The 18,041-nt window shown below is 63.5% G+C and carries 15 protein-coding genes; 4 read left to right on the forward strand and 11 right to left on the reverse strand.

Annotated elements, in window-relative coordinates:
- Positions 1–47 precede the first annotated feature (47 nt).
- The 8 genes from P9228_RS13665 to P9228_RS13700 all read right to left on the reverse strand — a co-directional run bounded on the left by P9228_RS13665 (position 48) and on the right by P9228_RS13700 (position 8,737).
- On the reverse strand, positions 48–1,154 hold the full coding sequence (locus P9228_RS13665; RefSeq protein WP_095800499.1) for an ABC transporter substrate-binding protein: 1,107 nt from the start codon (positions 1,152–1,154) through the stop codon (positions 48–50).
- 241 nt (positions 1,155–1,395) lie between these two features.
- Complete coding sequence (locus P9228_RS13670) at positions 1,396–2,568, reverse strand: iron-containing alcohol dehydrogenase (protein WP_278053887.1); 1,173 nt, start codon at positions 2,566–2,568, stop codon at positions 1,396–1,398.
- A gap of 16 nt (positions 2,569–2,584) precedes the next feature.
- Entirely contained in the window at positions 2,585–3,970 is a 1,386-nt protein-coding gene (locus tag P9228_RS13675; RefSeq protein WP_067325854.1) for an aldehyde dehydrogenase family protein, read from the reverse strand.
- A 24-nt stretch (positions 3,971–3,994) separates the two neighbouring features.
- On the reverse strand, positions 3,995–4,411 hold the full coding sequence (locus tag P9228_RS13680) for a type II toxin-antitoxin system VapC family toxin (protein ID WP_095823438.1): 417 nt from the start codon (positions 4,409–4,411) through the stop codon (positions 3,995–3,997).
- Positions 4,401–4,811, reverse strand: coding sequence for a hypothetical protein (locus P9228_RS13685; RefSeq protein WP_095823439.1), 411 nt, complete (start codon positions 4,809–4,811; stop codon positions 4,401–4,403). Before P9228_RS13685 ends, P9228_RS13680 begins: the two co-directional genes overlap by 11 nt.
- A gap of 70 nt (positions 4,812–4,881) precedes the next feature.
- Complete coding sequence (locus P9228_RS13690; protein ID WP_278053888.1) at positions 4,882–6,252, reverse strand: glutamine synthetase family protein; 1,371 nt, start codon at positions 6,250–6,252, stop codon at positions 4,882–4,884.
- Between the two features lie 87 nt (positions 6,253–6,339).
- A complete protein-coding gene (locus tag P9228_RS13695) occupies positions 6,340–7,896 on the reverse strand; it encodes an amino acid permease (RefSeq protein WP_067002581.1) in 1,557 nt (518 codons plus the stop codon).
- Between the two features lie 22 nt (positions 7,897–7,918).
- Positions 7,919–8,737, reverse strand: coding sequence for an N-formylglutamate amidohydrolase (locus tag P9228_RS13700; RefSeq protein WP_127246100.1), 819 nt, complete (start codon positions 8,735–8,737; stop codon positions 7,919–7,921).
- Positions 8,738–8,883: 146 nt separating this feature from the next.
- Between P9228_RS13700 and P9228_RS13705 the strand changes: the two genes are divergently transcribed.
- The 3 genes from P9228_RS13705 to P9228_RS13715 all read left to right on the forward strand — a co-directional run bounded on the left by P9228_RS13705 (position 8,884) and on the right by P9228_RS13715 (position 14,247).
- Positions 8,884–9,714, forward strand: a complete 831-nt coding sequence (locus P9228_RS13705; protein ID WP_067002767.1) for a MurR/RpiR family transcriptional regulator — start codon at positions 8,884–8,886, stop codon at positions 9,712–9,714.
- A gap of 247 nt (positions 9,715–9,961) precedes the next feature.
- On the forward strand, positions 9,962–11,119 hold the full coding sequence (locus tag P9228_RS13710) for an efflux RND transporter periplasmic adaptor subunit (protein WP_278053889.1): 1,158 nt from the start codon (positions 9,962–9,964) through the stop codon (positions 11,117–11,119).
- The gene (locus P9228_RS13715) at positions 11,116–14,247 is read left to right on the forward strand and encodes an efflux RND transporter permease subunit (RefSeq protein WP_278053890.1); all 3,132 of its coding nucleotides are present in this window, start codon (positions 11,116–11,118) and stop codon (positions 14,245–14,247) included. The genes P9228_RS13710 and P9228_RS13715 overlap by 4 nt, the downstream gene beginning before the upstream one ends.
- A 27-nt stretch (positions 14,248–14,274) precedes the next feature.
- Here the strand turns inward: P9228_RS13715 and P9228_RS13720 are convergent, their stop codons facing one another.
- The 3 genes from P9228_RS13720 to P9228_RS13730 all read right to left on the reverse strand — a co-directional run bounded on the left by P9228_RS13720 (position 14,275) and on the right by P9228_RS13730 (position 17,081).
- Complete coding sequence (locus tag P9228_RS13720; RefSeq protein WP_095781096.1) at positions 14,275–14,673, reverse strand: hypothetical protein; 399 nt, start codon at positions 14,671–14,673, stop codon at positions 14,275–14,277.
- Positions 14,674–14,796: 123 nt separating this feature from the next.
- On the reverse strand, positions 14,797–15,834 hold the full coding sequence (locus tag P9228_RS13725) for a zinc-binding dehydrogenase (RefSeq protein ID WP_278053891.1): 1,038 nt from the start codon (positions 15,832–15,834) through the stop codon (positions 14,797–14,799).
- Positions 15,835–15,839: 5 nt separating this feature from the next.
- Complete coding sequence (locus P9228_RS13730; protein ID WP_278053892.1) at positions 15,840–17,081, reverse strand: acyl-CoA dehydrogenase family protein; 1,242 nt, start codon at positions 17,079–17,081, stop codon at positions 15,840–15,842.
- Positions 17,082–17,195: 114 nt separating this feature from the next.
- On the opposite strand from P9228_RS13730, the gene P9228_RS13735 reads away from it, so the two are divergent.
- On the forward strand, positions 17,196–18,011 hold the full coding sequence (locus P9228_RS13735; protein ID WP_278053894.1) for an SDR family oxidoreductase: 816 nt from the start codon (positions 17,196–17,198) through the stop codon (positions 18,009–18,011).
- The last annotated feature ends 30 nt before the right edge of the window (positions 18,012–18,041 follow it).

Below are 18,041 nucleotides of genomic sequence, written 5' to 3' on the forward strand. Positions count from 1 at the left end.
GGGAAGGAGTCCGGGCAGCCATCGGGCCGCCCGGACCATATTGATGCTTACTTCACATTGGCGCCGACAACGGCGTCCCAGTTCTTGGTGATGGCTTCTTTCGCCTTGCCCTGTTCATCGAGCGTCGGAAACACCGCGGCCGCATAGGACTCGGCCGGAGGCATCTTCGCCAGCATATCCGCCGGAACCTTGCCGTTCTTGGCGAGATCGTTGAAGCGGATCGGGTGGCAATAGCCCTTCAGCCAGCCGATCTGGCCTTCGTCGGAGTAGAGATATTCCAGCCAAAGCTTGGCCGCATTCGGATGCGGCGCGTAAGCGCTGATCGCCTGCACGTAAACGCCGGCGACAACGCCGGTCTTCGGCACAATGACGTCAACGGGGGGATTGCCCTTCAGCGTGTCGCGACCGGAGAGCGCGTTGTAGTCCCAGGTGACGAGGATCGGCGTCTGGCCCTGGGCGAGCGTCGCGGTTTTGCCGATGACCGGCACGAAGTTGCCGGCGGCATTGAGCTTCTTGAAAAACTCGAGCCCGGCAGTGCCTGCGGCTTCGCCAGCGGCAGCACCGCTGGCAAGGCCGGCGGCGTAGACGGCCTGGATAGCCTGGTTCGAAGCGCGCGGATCGCCGGCAAGGGCAACCGAGTTGGCGAATTCAGGCTTCAGCAGGTCGGCCCAGTCGGTCGGCGATTCTTTGACCAGATCCTTGTTCACCTGGAACGAGAGCACGCCATAATAGTCGGCTGTCCAGTAGCCGTCAGCGTCCTTGGCGCTGTCCGGAATGGAATCCCAGGTCGAGACTTTATAAGGCTGGATCAGGCCGTCCTTCTTGGCGGACGGACCGAAGGACAGGCCGACGTCGATGACGTCAGGTGCCTGCGGGCCCTTGTTGTCCTTGTTCGCTTTGATCGCCTCGATCTCATCGCCGGAGCCTGCATCCGGGTTGAGCTCGTTGACGGTGATCTCCGGATACTTCGCCTTGAAGCCGGCGATGACGTCGCCATAGCCGCACCAGTCGTGCGGCAGCGCGATGGTGGTGAGCTGGCCCTCGGCTTTCGCCGCCTTGACGAGATCGTCCATCGCGTCGGCGGACGAAATCACCGTCGACGCAAACAGCGCCGCGGCCGAAAGGGAAAGCACTTTCCCCGTGAATTTGAACATGTGTTCTCTCCGTTGAACTGACGCCATTGGACGCCTGCGATGCGGTATCGTTTTCGTGTGACAGCCAGATGAAAGCTTTGTGAAAGCGGCACCCCGCAACACGAAAAAGTAAACTCTCTTTAACCGGCTGTAGCAATCGCTTCGCGATTCTTTTTCCGGCTAATTATTCTCCTCCTTGCATTCCGCCCGTTGCCCTTTCCTTTCCCCTCGTTTCCAGATCAACTTTCCGCTGCAAATTGGTTTACACAGACCCTACGATGGCATTTTCGAGCAGAGCAAGCGCCCCTTTCTTGGTGAGCTTGACCGGATTGCCGCCGGCGGTCGGATCGACCACCGCCATGTCGGCGATCAGTGTCTTGCGGTTCTTGTCCATGTCGAGGTCCTTGATCAGGCCGGGCAGCGCATGCGGCACCTTGAGCTCCTTGCGCAATTTGATGACGGCTTTTGCGAAGCCATCGAAGCCGCCCTTGATGCCGCAATAGGCGGCGAGCCGCGCGATGCGATCCTCGATCGCATCGCGGTTGAAGGCGAGGACATAGGGCATGAACACCGCATTGGTCATGCCGTGATGGGTGTCGTAGAGCGCGCCGATCGGATGCGACAGAGAGTGGATGGCGCCCAGCCCTTTCTGGAAGGCGGCCGCGCCCATCGCGGCCGCGCTCATCATATTCGCGCGGGCGACCAGATCCTTGCCGTTGGCGAAGGCCTTGGGCAGGTTTTCGAACACCAGCCGGATGCCTTCCACGGCGATGCCGTCTGCCATCGGATGATAGCCCGAAGCGCAATAGGCTTCGAGGCAGTGGGCGAGCGCGTCCATGCCGGTGCCGGCCGTGATGAAGGGCGGCATGCCGACCGACAGCTCCGGATCGGCAATCACGATCGCCGGCAAAAGCTTCGGGTGGAAAATGACTTTCTTGGTGTGGGTCTCTTCATTGGTGATGACGCCGGCGCGGCCGACCTCGGAACCGGTGCCCGCCGTGGTCGGCACCGCGATGATCGGCGCGATCGCATCCGAGTTGGCGCGCGTCCACCAGTCGCCGATGTCCTCGAAATCCCATACCGGACGCGTCTGCCCGGCTTGGAAGGCGATCAGCTTGCCGAGGTCGAGCGCCGAGCCGCCGCCGAAAGCGACGACCCCGTCATGCTTGCCTTTCTTGAACACGGCGATGCCGGCGATCAGGTTGGACTCGACCGGGTTCGGCTTCACCTCGGAAAAGACGCCATAAGGCACATTGGCATCGTCGAGGATCTTCAGTGTCGAAGCGACGACGGGCAGCTTCGCCAGGCCCGGGTCGGTCACGAAAAGCGGGCGCTTGATGCCTGACGCAGCCAGCGCGTCCGGCAGTTCCTTGATGCGCCCCGCGCCGAAGCGGACGGTGGTGGGGTAGTTCCATTTGGAGGTGAGCTTGGACATGGATTGTCTTTCGAATTCAGATCGCTTCGCGCAGGTGATAGGATTTCGGCCGGGTCAGGTTGTCGTAGCCGATGGCGGACAGCGCCGCGCCCTTGCCGGTGTCCTTGACGCCGGTCCAGACCAGCGCCGGATCGAGATAGTCGCAGCGGTTCATGAACACGGTGCCTGTCTGGACCCGGTCGCCGATCGCCACGGCGCGCTCGGTGTCGCGCGTCCAGATCGAGGCCGTCAGCCCATAGGGGCTGTCGTTCATCAGCGCGATGGCTTCCTCGTCGTCGCGCACCTTCATGATGCCGACGATCGGGCCGAAGCTTTCCTCGCGCATGACGCTCATCTGGTGGTCGACACCGGTCAGCACTTCCGGCGCCAGATAGGGCGAGCCCGGCCTGTCGTTTTCCACCTTCATGGCGATATGCGCCTTGGCGCCCTTGCGCAGCGCCTCTGCCTTCTGCTCGCGGATCAGGTCGGCGAAGCGTGCCTGCGCCATCGGACCCATGGTCGTCGCCTGCTCCAGCGGATTGCCGACGACATAGTTCCTGGTCTCGGCGACAAAACCCTCGACGAACTCGTCATAGACCTTTTCGTGCACATAGACGCGCTCGATGCCGCAGCAGCATTGGCCGGAATTGTAGAAGGCGCCGTCGACCAAATTGGCGACCGCATGGTCCATTTTGGCGTCGGGAAGGACATAGGCCGGATCCTTGCCGCCGAGCTCGAGGCCGAGCGTCATGAAGGTGCCGGCCGCGGCCTTCTCGATGGCGCGGCCGCCGGCAACCGAGCCGGTGAAGTTGACATGATCGATCTTGCCCGAGCCGAGCAGCCTTTCGGTCTGGTCGTGGTTCATGACCAGATTCTGGAACAGGCCTTTCGGCAGGCCCGCCTTGTCGAACGCCTGCTGGAAGCGCTCGCCGACCAGCAGCGTCTGCGCCGCATGCTTGAGGATGACCGCGCTTCCGGCCATCAGCGCCGGCACGATCGTGTTGACCGCGGTGAGATAAGGATAGTTCCACGGCGCGATCACCAGCACGACGCCAAGCGGCACCTTCTTGACATAGCGGCGAAAGCCGTCCTTCGGATTGGAGGCCATGATCGGCTTCAGCGCAGCTTCCGCGATCTCGACCATGTAGCTGGTGCGTTCCTTGACGCCGCCGAACTCGCCGCCATAGCGCACCGGCCGCCCCATCTGCCAGGCGATCTCGGGCACGATCTCGTCGCTGATGCCGACCAGCGCTTCCAGCATGGCCAGCATGTACTTGCCGCGCTCCGCGACCGGTGTCTCGGCCCACTTCTCCTGCGCCGCCCTGGCGCGCTCTACCGCCGCGTTGATCGCCTGATCCGTCGCGACCGGCCGCTCGGCATAGATCGAGCCATCGATGGGTGATTTAAGTTTTACGGTATCCAAGAAGACGTCTCCAAATTGACTCTTTCAGCAGGCGATGGCTCTGACATGACCATGCGCGGCATAGGCCAAAATGGCCTTGTCACGGGTTACGATAGTCAAATCGCGCTCCCGCGCGGTCGCTATCAGAATTCGATCCATTGGATCGCTGTGAACGACACCTGGGAGGTAGGAGGCCGCGATGAGAATACGTGGCGTCACCCCTTCCACTGTGACGGCCGCCGCCTCAACGAACTCGTCGAACCAACGGTCGGGCGTCTTCGTGGACGGCAACCTGCCCTTCGACACCAGCATGCCCATCTCCCATGCCGTCATGACCGATACGTTCAGCGTGCCGGACTGAGGAGCCTTGCTGATAGCCGTTGTCGCCGCATCGGCTATCGGTTCGTCCTGCGAAATCCAGATGACCGCGCAAGTGTCCAACAGAAGGTTCTCAGTCTTCATAGACCTTGCCCCAATCCTGCTCGACAGGCTCCGTCAGATCGACCTCTGGGAGGATAGTAAGCGTTCCCTTCATGCAGCCGAAGATCGGGTGCCGTGTCGGTGTCCCGCCGATCTCGGCCTGAGCCGATTCGCCGAACCCCTTTGCAGTGCCGGAACCTGGCTGAACGCGCCGAAAGACCAGATTTTCGCCCGCTATATTGACGGACTCAGTCTGGAACCCCGCGGCCAGCCACTCCTTTGTCATTGGATTGTTGCTGGGGTTATTGCTCCACCAAGCCGGATACTGCTTGGACGCCGGTAGCTTTTCGCCAAGCAGCTTCTCGATGTCGCTGAACGACATCGGAACCCGCTCGCCGGTTTGAGCCATAAGATACGAACGCAAAGGCGAATACTTTCCCATTCTCACGTTCCCGAACTCAACCAGCCAAGACTGCAGCTTTAGTTAGGTTCAGTCAACGTCGATTACAGCTTTAGTAGCGTTCAAACCCCCGGTGCAGTTCCCAATCCGTGATACGGCGGTCGTATTCGAACTGCTCCCAGCGGGCGGTGTGGACATAGTGCTCGATCACCTCCTCGCCGAAGGCCTGCTTCAGCATCGTGGAGCCTTCCAGCGTCTCGGTGGCATCGCGCAGCGTCTTCGGGATTTCCGGCAGTTGCGACGCCTGATAGGCGTCGCCGACAAACGGCTTCTGCAGCTCCAGCTTCTCGTCGATGCCGGCGAGACCGGCCGCGATCAGCGCGGCGAAGGCGAGATAGGGGTTGAGATCGGCGCCGCCGATGCGGCATTCCATGCGGATGCCCTTGGTACCCTCGCCGCACAGCCGGAATCCCGCCGTGCGGTTGTCCTCGCTCCACATGATCTTGGTCGGCGCGAAGGTGCCGGCCTGGAAGCGCTTGTAGGAGTTGATGTACGGCGCCAGGAACCAGGTGAACTCCTTGGCGTATTTGAGCTGGCCGGCCGCCCATTGCTGGCCGAGGCTCGACAGCGTCCATTCGGCGTTTTTGTCGAAGAACAGCGGCGTCCCGCCGTCGGCGCTCCACAGCGAATTGTGGATGTGGCTGGAATTGCCGGCGAGCCCGTAATTGTACTTGGCCATGAAGGAGATGGCCTTGCCTTCGGAATCGGCGATCTCCTTGGCGCCGTTCTTCAGGATGACGTGGCGATCCGCCATCTCGAGCGCCTCGGCATAGCGCACATTGATCTCTTCCTGGCCCGGACCCCACTCGCCCTTGGAATTTTCGATCGGGATACCGGCTGCCTCCATCTCGTTGCGGAGCCGGCGCATGACGCCTTCTTCCTTGGTGGTGATGCCGATCTGGTAGTCGCCGATATAGGGCGAAGCGCTGTCGAGCCCTTGCCAGTGCTTGCTGCGCGCCGATTCATAGGTTTCGCTGAACAGGTAGAATTCGAGCTCGGAGGCGAAGTAGCCGATATAGCCGCGCTCGCTCAGGCGCTTGACCTGCTTCTTCAGGATCGCGCGCGGCGAATGCGCGAGGTCCTCATGGTCGTGATGATCGAGCACGTCACAGATGACCAGCGCCGTCTTCTCCAGCCATGGGACGCGCCGCAACGTCGACAGGTCGGGTTTCATGACAAAGTCGCCATAACCCTTCGACCAGCTCGCCGCCTTGTAGCCCGGCACCGGCTCCATATCGATGTCGCAGGCCAGCAGATAATTGCAGCCATGCGTCTCGCCATGCGCGGAATCGACGAAATACTGGGCCAGGAAGCGCTTCCCCGCGAGCCGGCCCTGCATGTCGACGATGCAGGCCAGCACCGTGTCGACCTCGCCGTTCGAGACCGCTTTCTTCAACTGATCGAACGAGAAATTCCCGGCCATTCCTTTGGCACTCCAACACTTGTCGATTGAAAGGGAGAAACGAAGCCCTGGCCGGCGTGACGCCGGCCAGGGCCATGATGTCCGATGTCAGTGGCCGGTCTCGCCGACCGCCTGCTCTGCCGCCTTGATCGCCGCCTGGCGCGCCGCGATGATGTCGCCGAGCGGCGGCCCCTGGAAGCGGTTGCGCTCGAAGGCGAACCAGACGACCGCCGTCAGGATGAAGAAGCCGACGGTGATGTAGAGCGCCCAGTCGTTCGGCGGCTGGATGCCGATGACGAAGATCAGGATCATCGACACGATCGAGAGCAGACCGAACAGCATGAAGATGCCGCGGCCCATGTTCCACGGCCCCATCTTGTCCCACTTCGGCGTCCCCCAGGCCATCATGCCGAGCACGATCGGCACGGTGAAGGAGAGGAACAGGAAGATGACGGTGCAGGACACCACGATCGTGTAGGCCGAGGTGCCGGCGACCGAGACCACCGACGAGCCCCACACGAACAGCACCGACAGGATCGAGGCTGTCCAGATCGCCGCCACGGGCGTGCGATAGGTCGGGCTGACCTTGGAAAGCGCTGCCGAGCCGGGCAGGCCGCCGTCTCGCGAGAAGGCGAAGATCATGCGCGAGGCCGACGTGACGGTGGCAAGGCCGCACAGCAGCTGTGCCAGGAACACGACGAGATAGACGAACTCCTTCAGTCCGGTTCCGACGCGCTGGTCGAAGGCCCAGAAGAACACGTTCCAGCCCTGCTTGGCGGCCTCGTCCATGTTCGGGATCATCAACACGAAGGCAGCCAGGAACAGGTAGCCGAACAGCGCCGACCAGATGACCGACATGACCATCGCGCGCGGCACGGAAGAAGCCGCCTTGATGGTTTCCTCCGACGTGTGCGCCGAGGCGTCATAGCCGGTGATCGTATAGATCGGCAGCAGGAGGCCCAGCGCGAAGACCCAGGCGTTCGAGACCTGCGGCCACACGCCGCCTCCGGCATCGCCTGAGTAGTTGTGGAAGGTGAAGAGGCGGCTGAAGTCCCAGGTCTCGGCCGAGAGCAGGCAGACCACCGCGATCAGGATCGAGCCGAAGAAGATCAGATAGCCCGAAAAGTCGGTTAGCTTTGCCGTCAGCTTGATGCCCAGATGGTTGATCAGCGCCTGCGCACCGGTGATGATGACCAGGAAGATCGTCTGGGTGGTCAGGTTGTTTTCAATGCCCAGCGCCGGCCCGAAAGCGCCGACGAAGAAAGTCCAGGTGCCGACGTTGATGGCGCCGAGCACGGTGATCAGGCCAAGCAGGTTGAGCCAGGCGGTAACCCAGCCGGTGCCGCGATTGCCGAGGATCGAGCCCCAGTGATAGAGGCCGCCGGCCGTCGGATAGGCCGAGCTGATCTGCGACATGGCGACCGCGAAGGTGAGCGACACGAAACAGCCCACCAGCCAGCCGATGCCGATGCCGATGCCGCCGGCGCCGGAGGTCGCCTGCGCCAGCGAGTTGATGCCGCCGGACAGGATGCAGATGATGGAGAAGGAAACCGCGAAATTCGAGAAGCGGCTGAGGCGCCGCTCCAGTTCCTGGGCATAGCCCATGCTGTGGAGGACTTGTATGTCCTCAGCCTTGTCGACTTCGGTGTAGTCATTTGCTGCCATGTTGGAAGTCCCCTGTGGTTTCTTAGCTGGCCGACTGTACTGACTTTCCCATTGCGCGTTGTCGGGAGCCCCTGGCCTCCTCGGGCTCCAGATTCGAGAATATGCCTGTGAGCAGATCCGCCCATTTCCGCTGCCCGGTCTCGCCGGAGATCTCGTCGTTGCGGATTTCGATCATCGCGCAGGCAAGGCCGCGCGAGCGCGCGTGCCGTTCCAGCGTGAAATAGACGCGGTCGGCCGGCGAATAGGGTTCGTTGACGCCAACGGTGACGCCGGACAGCCGCTTGAGCGCCGATATCAGCGGCGCTGCCAGCCGGCGATCGTCGTCATGGATGATGCCGATATGCCAGGGACGGCTCCTGCCCTTATAAACCGGCGTGAAGGAGTGCACCGACACCAGGCGCGTTTCCTGCCCGAGCGCCAGCCGCTGCTCGATGATCTCAGCGATCGAGTCGTGGAACGGACGCCACGCGAGATCGATCCGCTCCGCGCGCTGCTTGCCAGAGAGATTCGAATTGCCCGGAATGGCCGTCGCCTCGCTGACCGGCGGCACGAGGTCCGGCGCGTCGAGCGGGCGGTTGCAGTCGATCACCAGGCGCGAGATGCGGGTTTCGACCAGCGTGGCGTCGAGCGCGTCGGCCATCCGGCTGGCGACCGGCAGCGCGCCCGGATCCCAGGCGATATGCCGGGAGAGATCCTCGGCGGGCAGCCCGAGCGTTCCGAATTCGGCGGGCAGGAAGTTCGAGGCGTGATCGCAGGTGAGGACGAAGGGGCTCGAGCCGCCGGGGTTGGTCACCCTCACGGTCTCCGACGGTGCAAGGCTGGCGCGCCGTGCTTTGTCCATACTGCCGTCCCCTCGGGAGCGCTGTATCTTATGTTACGTAATTTGCCTCATTGCGCCCCTGCGAATGATTTCATACAGTTTACGCGGCTTTGTCAAACGCGGAATTCCGAAAACGGCGGCGACCGGGTCAAAGGGTGGGGAAAACGATGATCTCCAGTATTGCCGAACTGATTTCGGACCGCATCGGCACCATGCCGGCAGGCGAGCGCCGCGCCGCGCAGACGCTGATTGCCAACTATCCGCTGACCGGGCTGAAGACCGTGGCCGAGTTCTCGACCGCGGCGGGAGTCTCCTCACCGACGATTCTGCGTTTCGTCGCCAGGTTGGGTTTCCAGAACTATCCCGAATTCCAGTCGGCGCTGCAGGATGAACTGGCCGCGCAATTGCAGTCGCCGGCCTCTCGCACGCTCAACTCGGCGTCGCCCGCCAATGGCGGCGCCGTTTCGCCGATGCTGGAGGCGACGCTCGACAACATGCGCGAGACGTTCCGGCACCTTACCGACAAGCAGTTGGCCGACATTGCCGCACGGCTTGCCGAGCGCCGCGGCAAGACCTTTCTGATCGGCGGCCGCTTCACCGATCCGCTCGCGCGCTACATGGCAGCCCATCTCGCCATCATCCAGCCAGACGTCTACCACCTCGCCGGCCAGGAGAGCATCTGGCGCGACCGGCTGATTGACATGGGCAAGCGCGACGTCCTGGTTATCTTCGACATCAGGCGCTACCAGGAAAGTCTGCTCCGCTTTGCCGAGAAGGCGCACCAGCGCGGCGTCCAGATCGTGCTCTTCACCGATCAGTGGCTCTCGCCGATCGCCCGCTTCGCCCGCCATGTGATCGCCGGGCGTACCGCCGTGCCTTCGGCCTGGGATTCGTCCGCCGCCCTCTTTGTCGTCGCCGAAACGCTAATCGGCGCGGTCACGAGGCAGCTCGAAGCCGCCGGCGCCAAGCGCATCCGCGACCTGGAGAGCCTGCGCTAGGCAGTTCCGTCCGTTCGGTTTTCCTTTAACCGAATGGCGGCCGGCGTCCCCCAAATTGCGGCAAAAGGTGGGACCGAAGCGATGATCCCGCTTCACGTTACCGAGATTTAATGTGCACGTTTGCGTGATAATTGCCATAAAAGTGCTGATATTATGATGTGGCGTGGCCGGTATCGCTCTCACGCCGTATCGTCGCTCAGCCTGCTTCCACTTGGAACCGGCGGACGATTCTGCCGCTGGAGTGTCAATGTCGAGCTGGAAACAGATTGTTCTTGCGCTGGTGATCGTGGTTGCCGCTGCGGCCGCCTGGGCGCGCTTCTATCCCGGCGCGCCTGAGGTATTGGCACGCTGGGGTATGGACTGGGCGATTGCGGCGACGCCCCCCGCCACGGGAAGCATCGAGAGCGGTTCTGTCCGGTCCGGTCGCAATCGCGCCGGCCAGATCGTGACCATTGTCGCCTCCCCTGCCGGCACCGCCACCATCAACGACAGGCTTCAGGCGATCGGGACCGGCCGCGCCAATGCGACAGTCACTGTCAATCCATACTCTTCCGGCCGCCTGACCGAACTGCCGGTGCAGTCCGGCACCCATGTCGAAAAAGGCGATGTCATCGCCAGGCTCGATTCGGAGACGGAAGTGATTGCGCGCGACCGTGCCAAGGTCGCGCTCGACGATGCCCAGGCGAAGCTCGACCGGGTCAAGTCTCTGCGAGCCTCCAATGCCGCCACGCAAGTTGCCGTCGCGGATGCCGAGGTGGCGCTCGCCAATGCCAAGCTGGCGCTGCGCGATGCCGAGCTCGCGCTCGAGCGCCGCTCGGTCGTCGCGCCTATCGAAGGCACTGTCGGTATCCTGCCGATCGCCGCCGGCAACTATGTCACCAGCCAGTCGGCGATCGCCACGCTTGACGACCGCTCGAGCATATTGGTCGATTTCTGGGTGCCGGAGCGTTTCGCCGCCGCTGTAAAGGTCGGACACCGATTGTCGGCCACGCCGCTGGCCAACCCCAACCAGGTCTATTCCGGCACGGTTTCGGCCATCGACAACCATATCGACGAGAACAGCCGCACGCTGCTCGTCAAGGCGACGATCGCCAACCCGGCGGATTCGCTGCGCGCCGGCATGTCGTTCCAGATCGCCATGAAATTCCCCGGCGACACCTATCCGGCCGTCAGCCCACTGGCCATCCAGTGGGGCACCGACGGCGCCTATATCTGGACCGTCGAAAACGGCAAGGCAAAGCGCGTGCCGGTGCGCATCATCCAGCGCAACACCGAGACGGTGCTGATCGATGCTCCCGTCGAGAGCGGCGACATGGTGGTGACCGAAGGCACGGAGAGTGTCAGCGAAGGCGGCGACGTCCGGATCGCCGGCGAGGACCGCGCCACCGCGGCCGAAGGCTCATGAGCGCCACCGGCGACCAGACCGCGGGATCGGGCCTGACCGCGCTCTTCATCCGCAGGCCGGTCATGGCCTTCGTGCTCAACACGCTCATCGCGGTCGCCGGCCTCGCAGCCTTCTGGGGCGTCGAAATCCGCGAACTGCCGGATGTCGACCGCCCGGTCATCACCGTCAACACCACCTTCGAGGGCGCGGCCGCCGAAACCGTCGACCGCGAGTTGACCGACCCGATCGAGGGCGCCGTCGCGCGCGTCTCGGGTGTCAAGTCGATCTCGTCGACTTCATCTTTCGGCCAGAGCCGCGTCACCATCGAGTTCAACGACGGCGTCGATCTCAATGTAGCCGCCTCCGATGTCCGCGATTCCGTCAGCCGCATCACCAACCAACTGCCCGAGACCGCCGATGCGCCGCGCATCGTCAAGGCCGACGCCAATTCCGACCCGGTGATGCGGCTGGCGGTCACGTCCGACACCATGTCGGTGCAGGACATGACGGTGCTGGTCCAGGACCGCATCGAGGACGAGCTCGCCGCCGTTCCAGGGGTCGCCGACGTCCAGGTATCCGGCGACCGCGACAAAATCTTCCGCATCGACGTCGACCAGAACAAGCTGGCAAGCCACGGCTTCACCGTGGCGGATTTGCGCAAGGCGCTCGCCTCCGTCGCCTTCGATTCCCCGGCCGGCTCGATCACCACCACAAACCAGGACCTCGTCGTGCGCACGACGGCCGACGTGACCACGCCGGAGGAATTCGAGAGCATCGTCATCGGCGGCGCGACGCGCATCCGCGACGTCGCCACCGTGACGCTCGGCCCCGACATCGGCCAGACCTCATTGCGCTCCGACGGCAAAACCGGCATCGGCCTCGGCATCATCCGCCAGGCGGAATCGAACACGCTCGATATATCGACCGGCGTCAGGGCCGCCGTGGAGAAGCTCCAGGCAAACCTTCCGCAAGGCATGTCGATCAAGGTCACCAGCGACGATGCCGTCTTCGTCAACGGCGCTGTGCACGAGGTTGAGATCGCGCTCGCGCTTTCCGTCTCGATCGTGCTGATCGTCATCTACGCCTTCCTGCTCGACTGGCGCGCGACGCTGATCCCGGGCCTGTCGATGCCGGTCGCCATGATCGGCACCATCGCCGCGATCTACCTCGCCGGCTTTTCCATCAACATCCTGACGCTGCTGGCGCTGGTTCTGGCGACGGGCCTCGTCGTCGACGACGCCATCGTCGTGCTCGAAAATATCGTGCGCCGCCGCAACGAGGGCATGGGGCCGCGCGCGGCCGCCGTGCTCGGCACCCAGGAAGTCTTCTTCGCCGTCGTTGCCACGACGCTGACCCTGGTCGCCGTCTTCGTGCCGATCTCCTTCCTGCCGGGACAGACCGGCGGGCTCTTTCGCGAGTTCGGCTTCGTGCTGGCGATGTCGGTACTGCTCTCCTGCGTCGTGGCGCTGACGCTCTGCCCGATGCTCGCCTCGCGCATGCTGACCAGCGCCTCTCTTCACCACGAAGGTGGCAGCGGCGTGGGCGCTCGCATCGGCGGCGCATTGCATCGGCTCTACAAGCGCTGCCTGCATGCCTGCCTCGGCGCCCCCTGGATCGTAGTGCTCGTCGCTATGCTCTTCGCTGGCACCGCCTTCACTTTGTTCGGCACGATACGTCAGGAGCTGACGCCGACCGAAGACCGCGCCGTCGTTTTGCTGCGCATCAACGCGCCGCAAGGAGTCAGCCTCGACTATACCACCGAGCAGATGCGCAAGATCGAGCGGCTGATCCAGCCTTTGCGCGATTCCGGCGAGATCCGCAGCACCTTCGCGAATGCCGGCAACAACGGCGCCTACAACAGCGGCTTCATGGTGATGACGCTGGCGCCGTGGGACGAGCGGACGCGCAGCCAGCAGGAGATCATGGCCGAGATCAGCCGCCTGACGAAGCAGGTGCCAAGCGTCCGCGTTTTCCCGGTTCAGCCCAACAGCCTTCGCATCCGTGGCGCCGGCAGCGGCCTGCAATTCGCCCTGGTCGGCAACGACCGCAAGGCGCTAAGCGCGGCGGCGGTGCAGATCGTCGAGGAGATGCGGCAGGATCCGCGCTTCCAAGCACCGCGACTTTCCGTCGACCTTACGCAGCCGCAGCTTGCCGTTGCCATCGACCGTGAGCGCGCCTCCGACCTCGGCATCGACATCACCGGGCTTGCGGACACGCTGCAGGCAATGCTCGACGGCAACGATGTCGTCGACGTCTACATCGCCGACCGCAGCTATGGTGTGAAGCTGGTCTCGACCACCAATCCAATCAACGATCCGACCGATCTGGAAAACATTTTTCTGAAAACGTCGGACGGCCGCTTCGTGCCGATGTCGACCATCGCCACGCTGACCGAGCGCGCCGTGCCGCCGTCCCTCACTCGCGAGCAGCAGCAGCCGTCCGTGGCGATCACCGCCAATCTGGGCGGCAGCTTCGCGCTCGGCGATGCGCTGACGCGCGCCGAGGAAATCGCAACACCGCTGCTGCCGTCGGACGCGCGGATCGTGCCGCTGGCCGAGGCGGCGACGCTCGGCGAGAGCAACAGCGCCATGGCGACCATCTTCGGTTTCGCGCTGGTCATCATCCTTCTGGTGCTGGCGGCCCAGTTCGAGAGCTTCGTCAGCGCCGTCATCATCATGGCGACAGTGCCGCTCGGGCTCGCCTGCGCCATCTTCGCGCTGCTTTTGTCGGGCACCAGCCTCAATGCCTACAGCCAGATCGGCCTGGTCCTCCTGGTCGGGGTCATGGCCAAGAACGGCATCCTGATCGTCGAGTTCGCCAACCAGCTGCGCGACCGCGGGCTTGGCGTGCGCGAGGCGATCGAAGAGGCCGCCACCATTCGCCTTCGCCCGGTGATGATGACGATGATCTGCACCGTGCTCGGCGGCGTGCCGCTGGTGCTGGCTTCGGGCGCAGGCGCCGAGGCGCGCGTGGCGCTCGGTTGGGTGATCGTCGGCGGCCTTGGCCTGGCGACCGTCTCCACGCTTTTCCTGACCCCTGTCGCCTATCTCTTGCTCGGCCGCTTCGTCACGCCCAAGGCGCATGAGGAAGCCCGCGTGAAGCGCGAACTCGAGCAAGCCGCCTATGCCAATGTCGAGCCGGCGGAATAGTGGACGAGCACGAGCCAGGCAGCTCAGCTACTTGCCGGTGAATTCGGGCAGCCGAATGTATGGATTGCGCTGATCGTAGGAATATCTTGGCTCGCCTTTGCCTGACGAAACGGCACCCGCTATGAGCACTCCTTTCGGCCCAAACTGATAATCGATGCCGGCACAAAGATGCGCGAGCGTTTCATAGTCGAAGTTGCGCAATTCGCTGCCGGCTGCGAATGCAGCCGCTTTCAATGCATCCGACGAAAGCGAGCCGAGCATGCTATCGCGATAGGCCCTGACCTTGGCCTTGCTGAGCCGCGATGACTGGCATTCAGAGCCGACGACGCGCGCCAGCATGATATTTCTAATTGCGGTCGATGCTGGATCATTCAAAGAGGCCGAATATTTATTGAGAAAATAGTTCGTACCCGGATCATTGGTCATCGACTTGCGCCAAATGGGCGGGAACTTGTCGGCGGCCTCGGCAGTAAATGTACCTGCCATTGACACCAAGACGAACCCGACAAACCACCGTAGCCTCATAGACGCGACCTCGAGTTATTTTGATCAGGGCTTAACAAACACCTTGCCGTTCGGCTTGACCAGCTCGTCCGACAGCCTGGCCATGGCCTCGTCCAGCGGCACCACCGCCGTCACATCCGTCGACCAGCGCCCGTCGGAAAACCTCTTCTGCGCCTCCAGCACCGCCGGGCCGAGCCGGTCGCGGAACTGCCGCATCCATTCGGCCAGCCAGAAGCCTTCGATGCGCTTGTGCTGGAAGATCAGTTGGCCGGGCTCGCGGATGACAGTCGCCTCGGCGTCGAGCCTCCCATAGACGATCCAGCGCGAGCGCTTCGGCATGACGTTGAAGATGACCGAGGCAAGCGGTCCGGTGACTGCGTCCAGGAAGATGCGGGGCTGCTCCGCCTTCATCACCTCGCGCAGCGCGGCCTCGAAATCCGCCGCCTTCTCGTTGAGCGCATGGGCGGCGCCCAGCTCTTTCAGCAACGGGATCTGCTCGTCGCGGCGCACGGTGACGATCGGCCGAAAACCCTCCTCTTTCGCCAGCCCGATGATCAGCTTGCAGAGCTGGCTGGCGCCGGCAGTCATGATGAAAGCCTTCTCACCCTCCTGCTTGACGATGTCGAACATGGCTAAGGCGGTCAGCGGATTGACGATCATCGCCGCGGCGTCCTCGTCGCGCACCGTGTCGAGCAGTGGAATACAGGAAGCCGCCTCGGCGACCGCGTATTCTGCCCAGGCGCCCCAGTTCGACACGCCGGTGGCGAAGGCGACGCGCTTGCCCGCAAGGCTTTTTGCGTATGGATCGTCGCCAGTCGAGGCCACGATTCCGACGCCCTCAAATCCGGCCGGCCGGCCCTGCACACGGGGCTGGCCGTATTGCCCTGTGATGAAGGCGATATCGGACGGGTTGATTGAGGCGAGACTGACCTTGATCAGCGCTTGTGTCGGACCAGGCGCCGGCACGGCGATGCTGCCGGGCTTCAAATAAGGCTCCATCGCCTCCCGCACGCTGGCCGAAGGCGTTTTGCTGTAGCCGTCGCCGACAAGCAGCAAGCCTCGCATTTCCGATGGAAGCGTCATGGCGGTCAGATCTTCTCCTGGGTGTATTTCCTGAGCTCGGCGCGCGCCACCTGCCGCCGGTGCACGGCGTCCGGCCCGTCGGCCAATCGCAGAGTTCTCAGATGCGTCCACGAGCGGGCGAGCGGCGTGTCCTGGCTGATGCCTTGCGCGCCGAACATCTGCACCGCCTCGTCGGTGACCTTGAGCGCGACGCGCGGCGCTACCACCTTGATCTGGCTGATCCAAGGGGCCGCAGCGCGTGCATCGCCCTGGTCGATCATCCAAGCTGCCTTCAGACACAGGAGCCTCGCCATCTCGATCTCCATGCGGCATTCGGCGACGATGTCGAAATTGGCGCCGAGCTTTGCCAGCGATTGGCCGAACGCCTCGCGCCGCACCGAACGCTGGCACAGCATCTCCAGCGCCATCTCGGCCTGGCCGATCGCACGCATGCAATGATGGATGCGGCCTGGCCCAAGCCGTCCCTGCGCGATCTCGAAGCCCCTGCCCTCGCCGAGGATCAGGTTCGCCGCCGGCACCCGCACATCCTCGAACCTTAGATGCATATGGCCATGCGGCGCGTCGTCGTCGCCATAGACCTGCATTGGCCGGAGCTTGGTGATCCCCTCGCTCTCTGCCGGCACCAGGATCATCGAATGCCGGCGATGCTGCGGCTCCTCGTCCGAGCCGGTCCTCACCATGACGATATAGATGGCGCAGCGCGGATCGCCGGCCCCGGACGCCCACCATTTCTCGCCGTTAAGCACATAGTCGTCGCCCTGCCGCTCGCAGCGCATCGAAATATTGGTGGCATCGGATGAGGCGACGTCCGGCTCGGTCATCAGATAGGCCGAGCGGATCTTCCCTTCGAGCAGCGGCTCCAGCCATTGCCGCCTGTGCTCTTCCGAGCCGTAGCGCTCCAGCACTTCCATATTGCCGGTATCGGGCGCCGAGCAGTTGAAGGTCTCTGCGCCGAGATGCGCCTTGCCCATCTCCTCCGCCAGATAGGCATATTCGACCGTCGACAGGCCGTAGCCGCGCTTGGAATCGGTCAGCCAGAAGTTCCACAGCCCGCACTCCCGCGCCGTCTTCTTCAGCCCTTCGAGGATTTCAGTCTGCCTGGCCGTGTAAGTCCAGCGGTCACCGTTTCTGCCGACCTCGGCGAGAAACTCCTCGCCGAGCGGTGCGATCTCGTCGCGCACCATCGCGGCCACGAGCTGATGGATCGGCTTCAGCCGCTCGGTCATGCCGAGGTTCATGTCCGCCATCGGTTCCGACCCTTTCGCTTCTTTATCCGTGGCAAGGATGACCGTACTTCGGCTAGCCTTGTCAACGCGAGTCCTTCGGTTCCGGCCGGGACGAGGCGCGCGGGAGGAATTAGGATGAGCTATCTCGACAAGCTGTTCTCGGTCGTCGGCAAGACCGCGCTTGTGACCGGTGCCGCAACAGGCATCGGCCGCATGGTGGCGACCGGACTGGTGCAGGCCGGCGCCACTGTGATGATCGCCTCGCGCAAGGGCGAGGACTGTGTGCGGGTCGCCGACGAGATCAACGCGCAGGGCAGCTCCGGTCGGGCCGAGGGGTTTGCCGGCGACGTGTCCAGCGAAGCGGGCATCGCCGCGCTGGTTGCCGAGGTGAAGGTCCGAACGGACCGGCTGCACATCCTGGTCAACAATGCCGGCATTTCCTGGGGCGCGCCGCTCGCAGAGTTTCCCTACCACGCCTGGACCAAGGTGTTCGGCGTCAACGTCACCGCCGTCTTCCATCTGACGCGCGAGCTTTTGCCGCTGCTCGATGCCGCAGCAAGCGACGATGACCCGGCCCGCGTGATCAATCTGGGCTCGGTGATGGGCACGCAGCCGCTGGCCGACGATGCCTATTCCTACACCGCCTCCAAGGCTGCGGTGCATCACCTGACGCGCACGCTGGCGATCGAATTCGCCGCCCGCCGCATCACCGTCAACGCCTTTGCGCCCGGTCCCTTCCAGAGCCGGATGACGGCCTTTGCCACCGCCACGGAGGAGCAGGCGAAACGTGTCGGCAGCCATGTTCCGCTCGGCCGCATCGGCGTGGCGGATGACATTGCCGGCGCAACGCTCTATTTGTGCAGCCGTGCCGGAAGCTATGTCACCGGCGCCATCCTGCCGATCGACGGCGGCCAGTCGGTGCAGCACGGGATGACATTGTTCAAGGAGTAGGACGCCCGGTTCAAGCAATCGCGATCCGGG

Origin of the sequence: Mesorhizobium sp. WSM4898 (genome assembly GCF_029625845.1) — a bacterium.
In the GTDB taxonomy this organism is placed as follows: Bacteria; Pseudomonadota; Alphaproteobacteria; order Rhizobiales; family Rhizobiaceae; genus Mesorhizobium.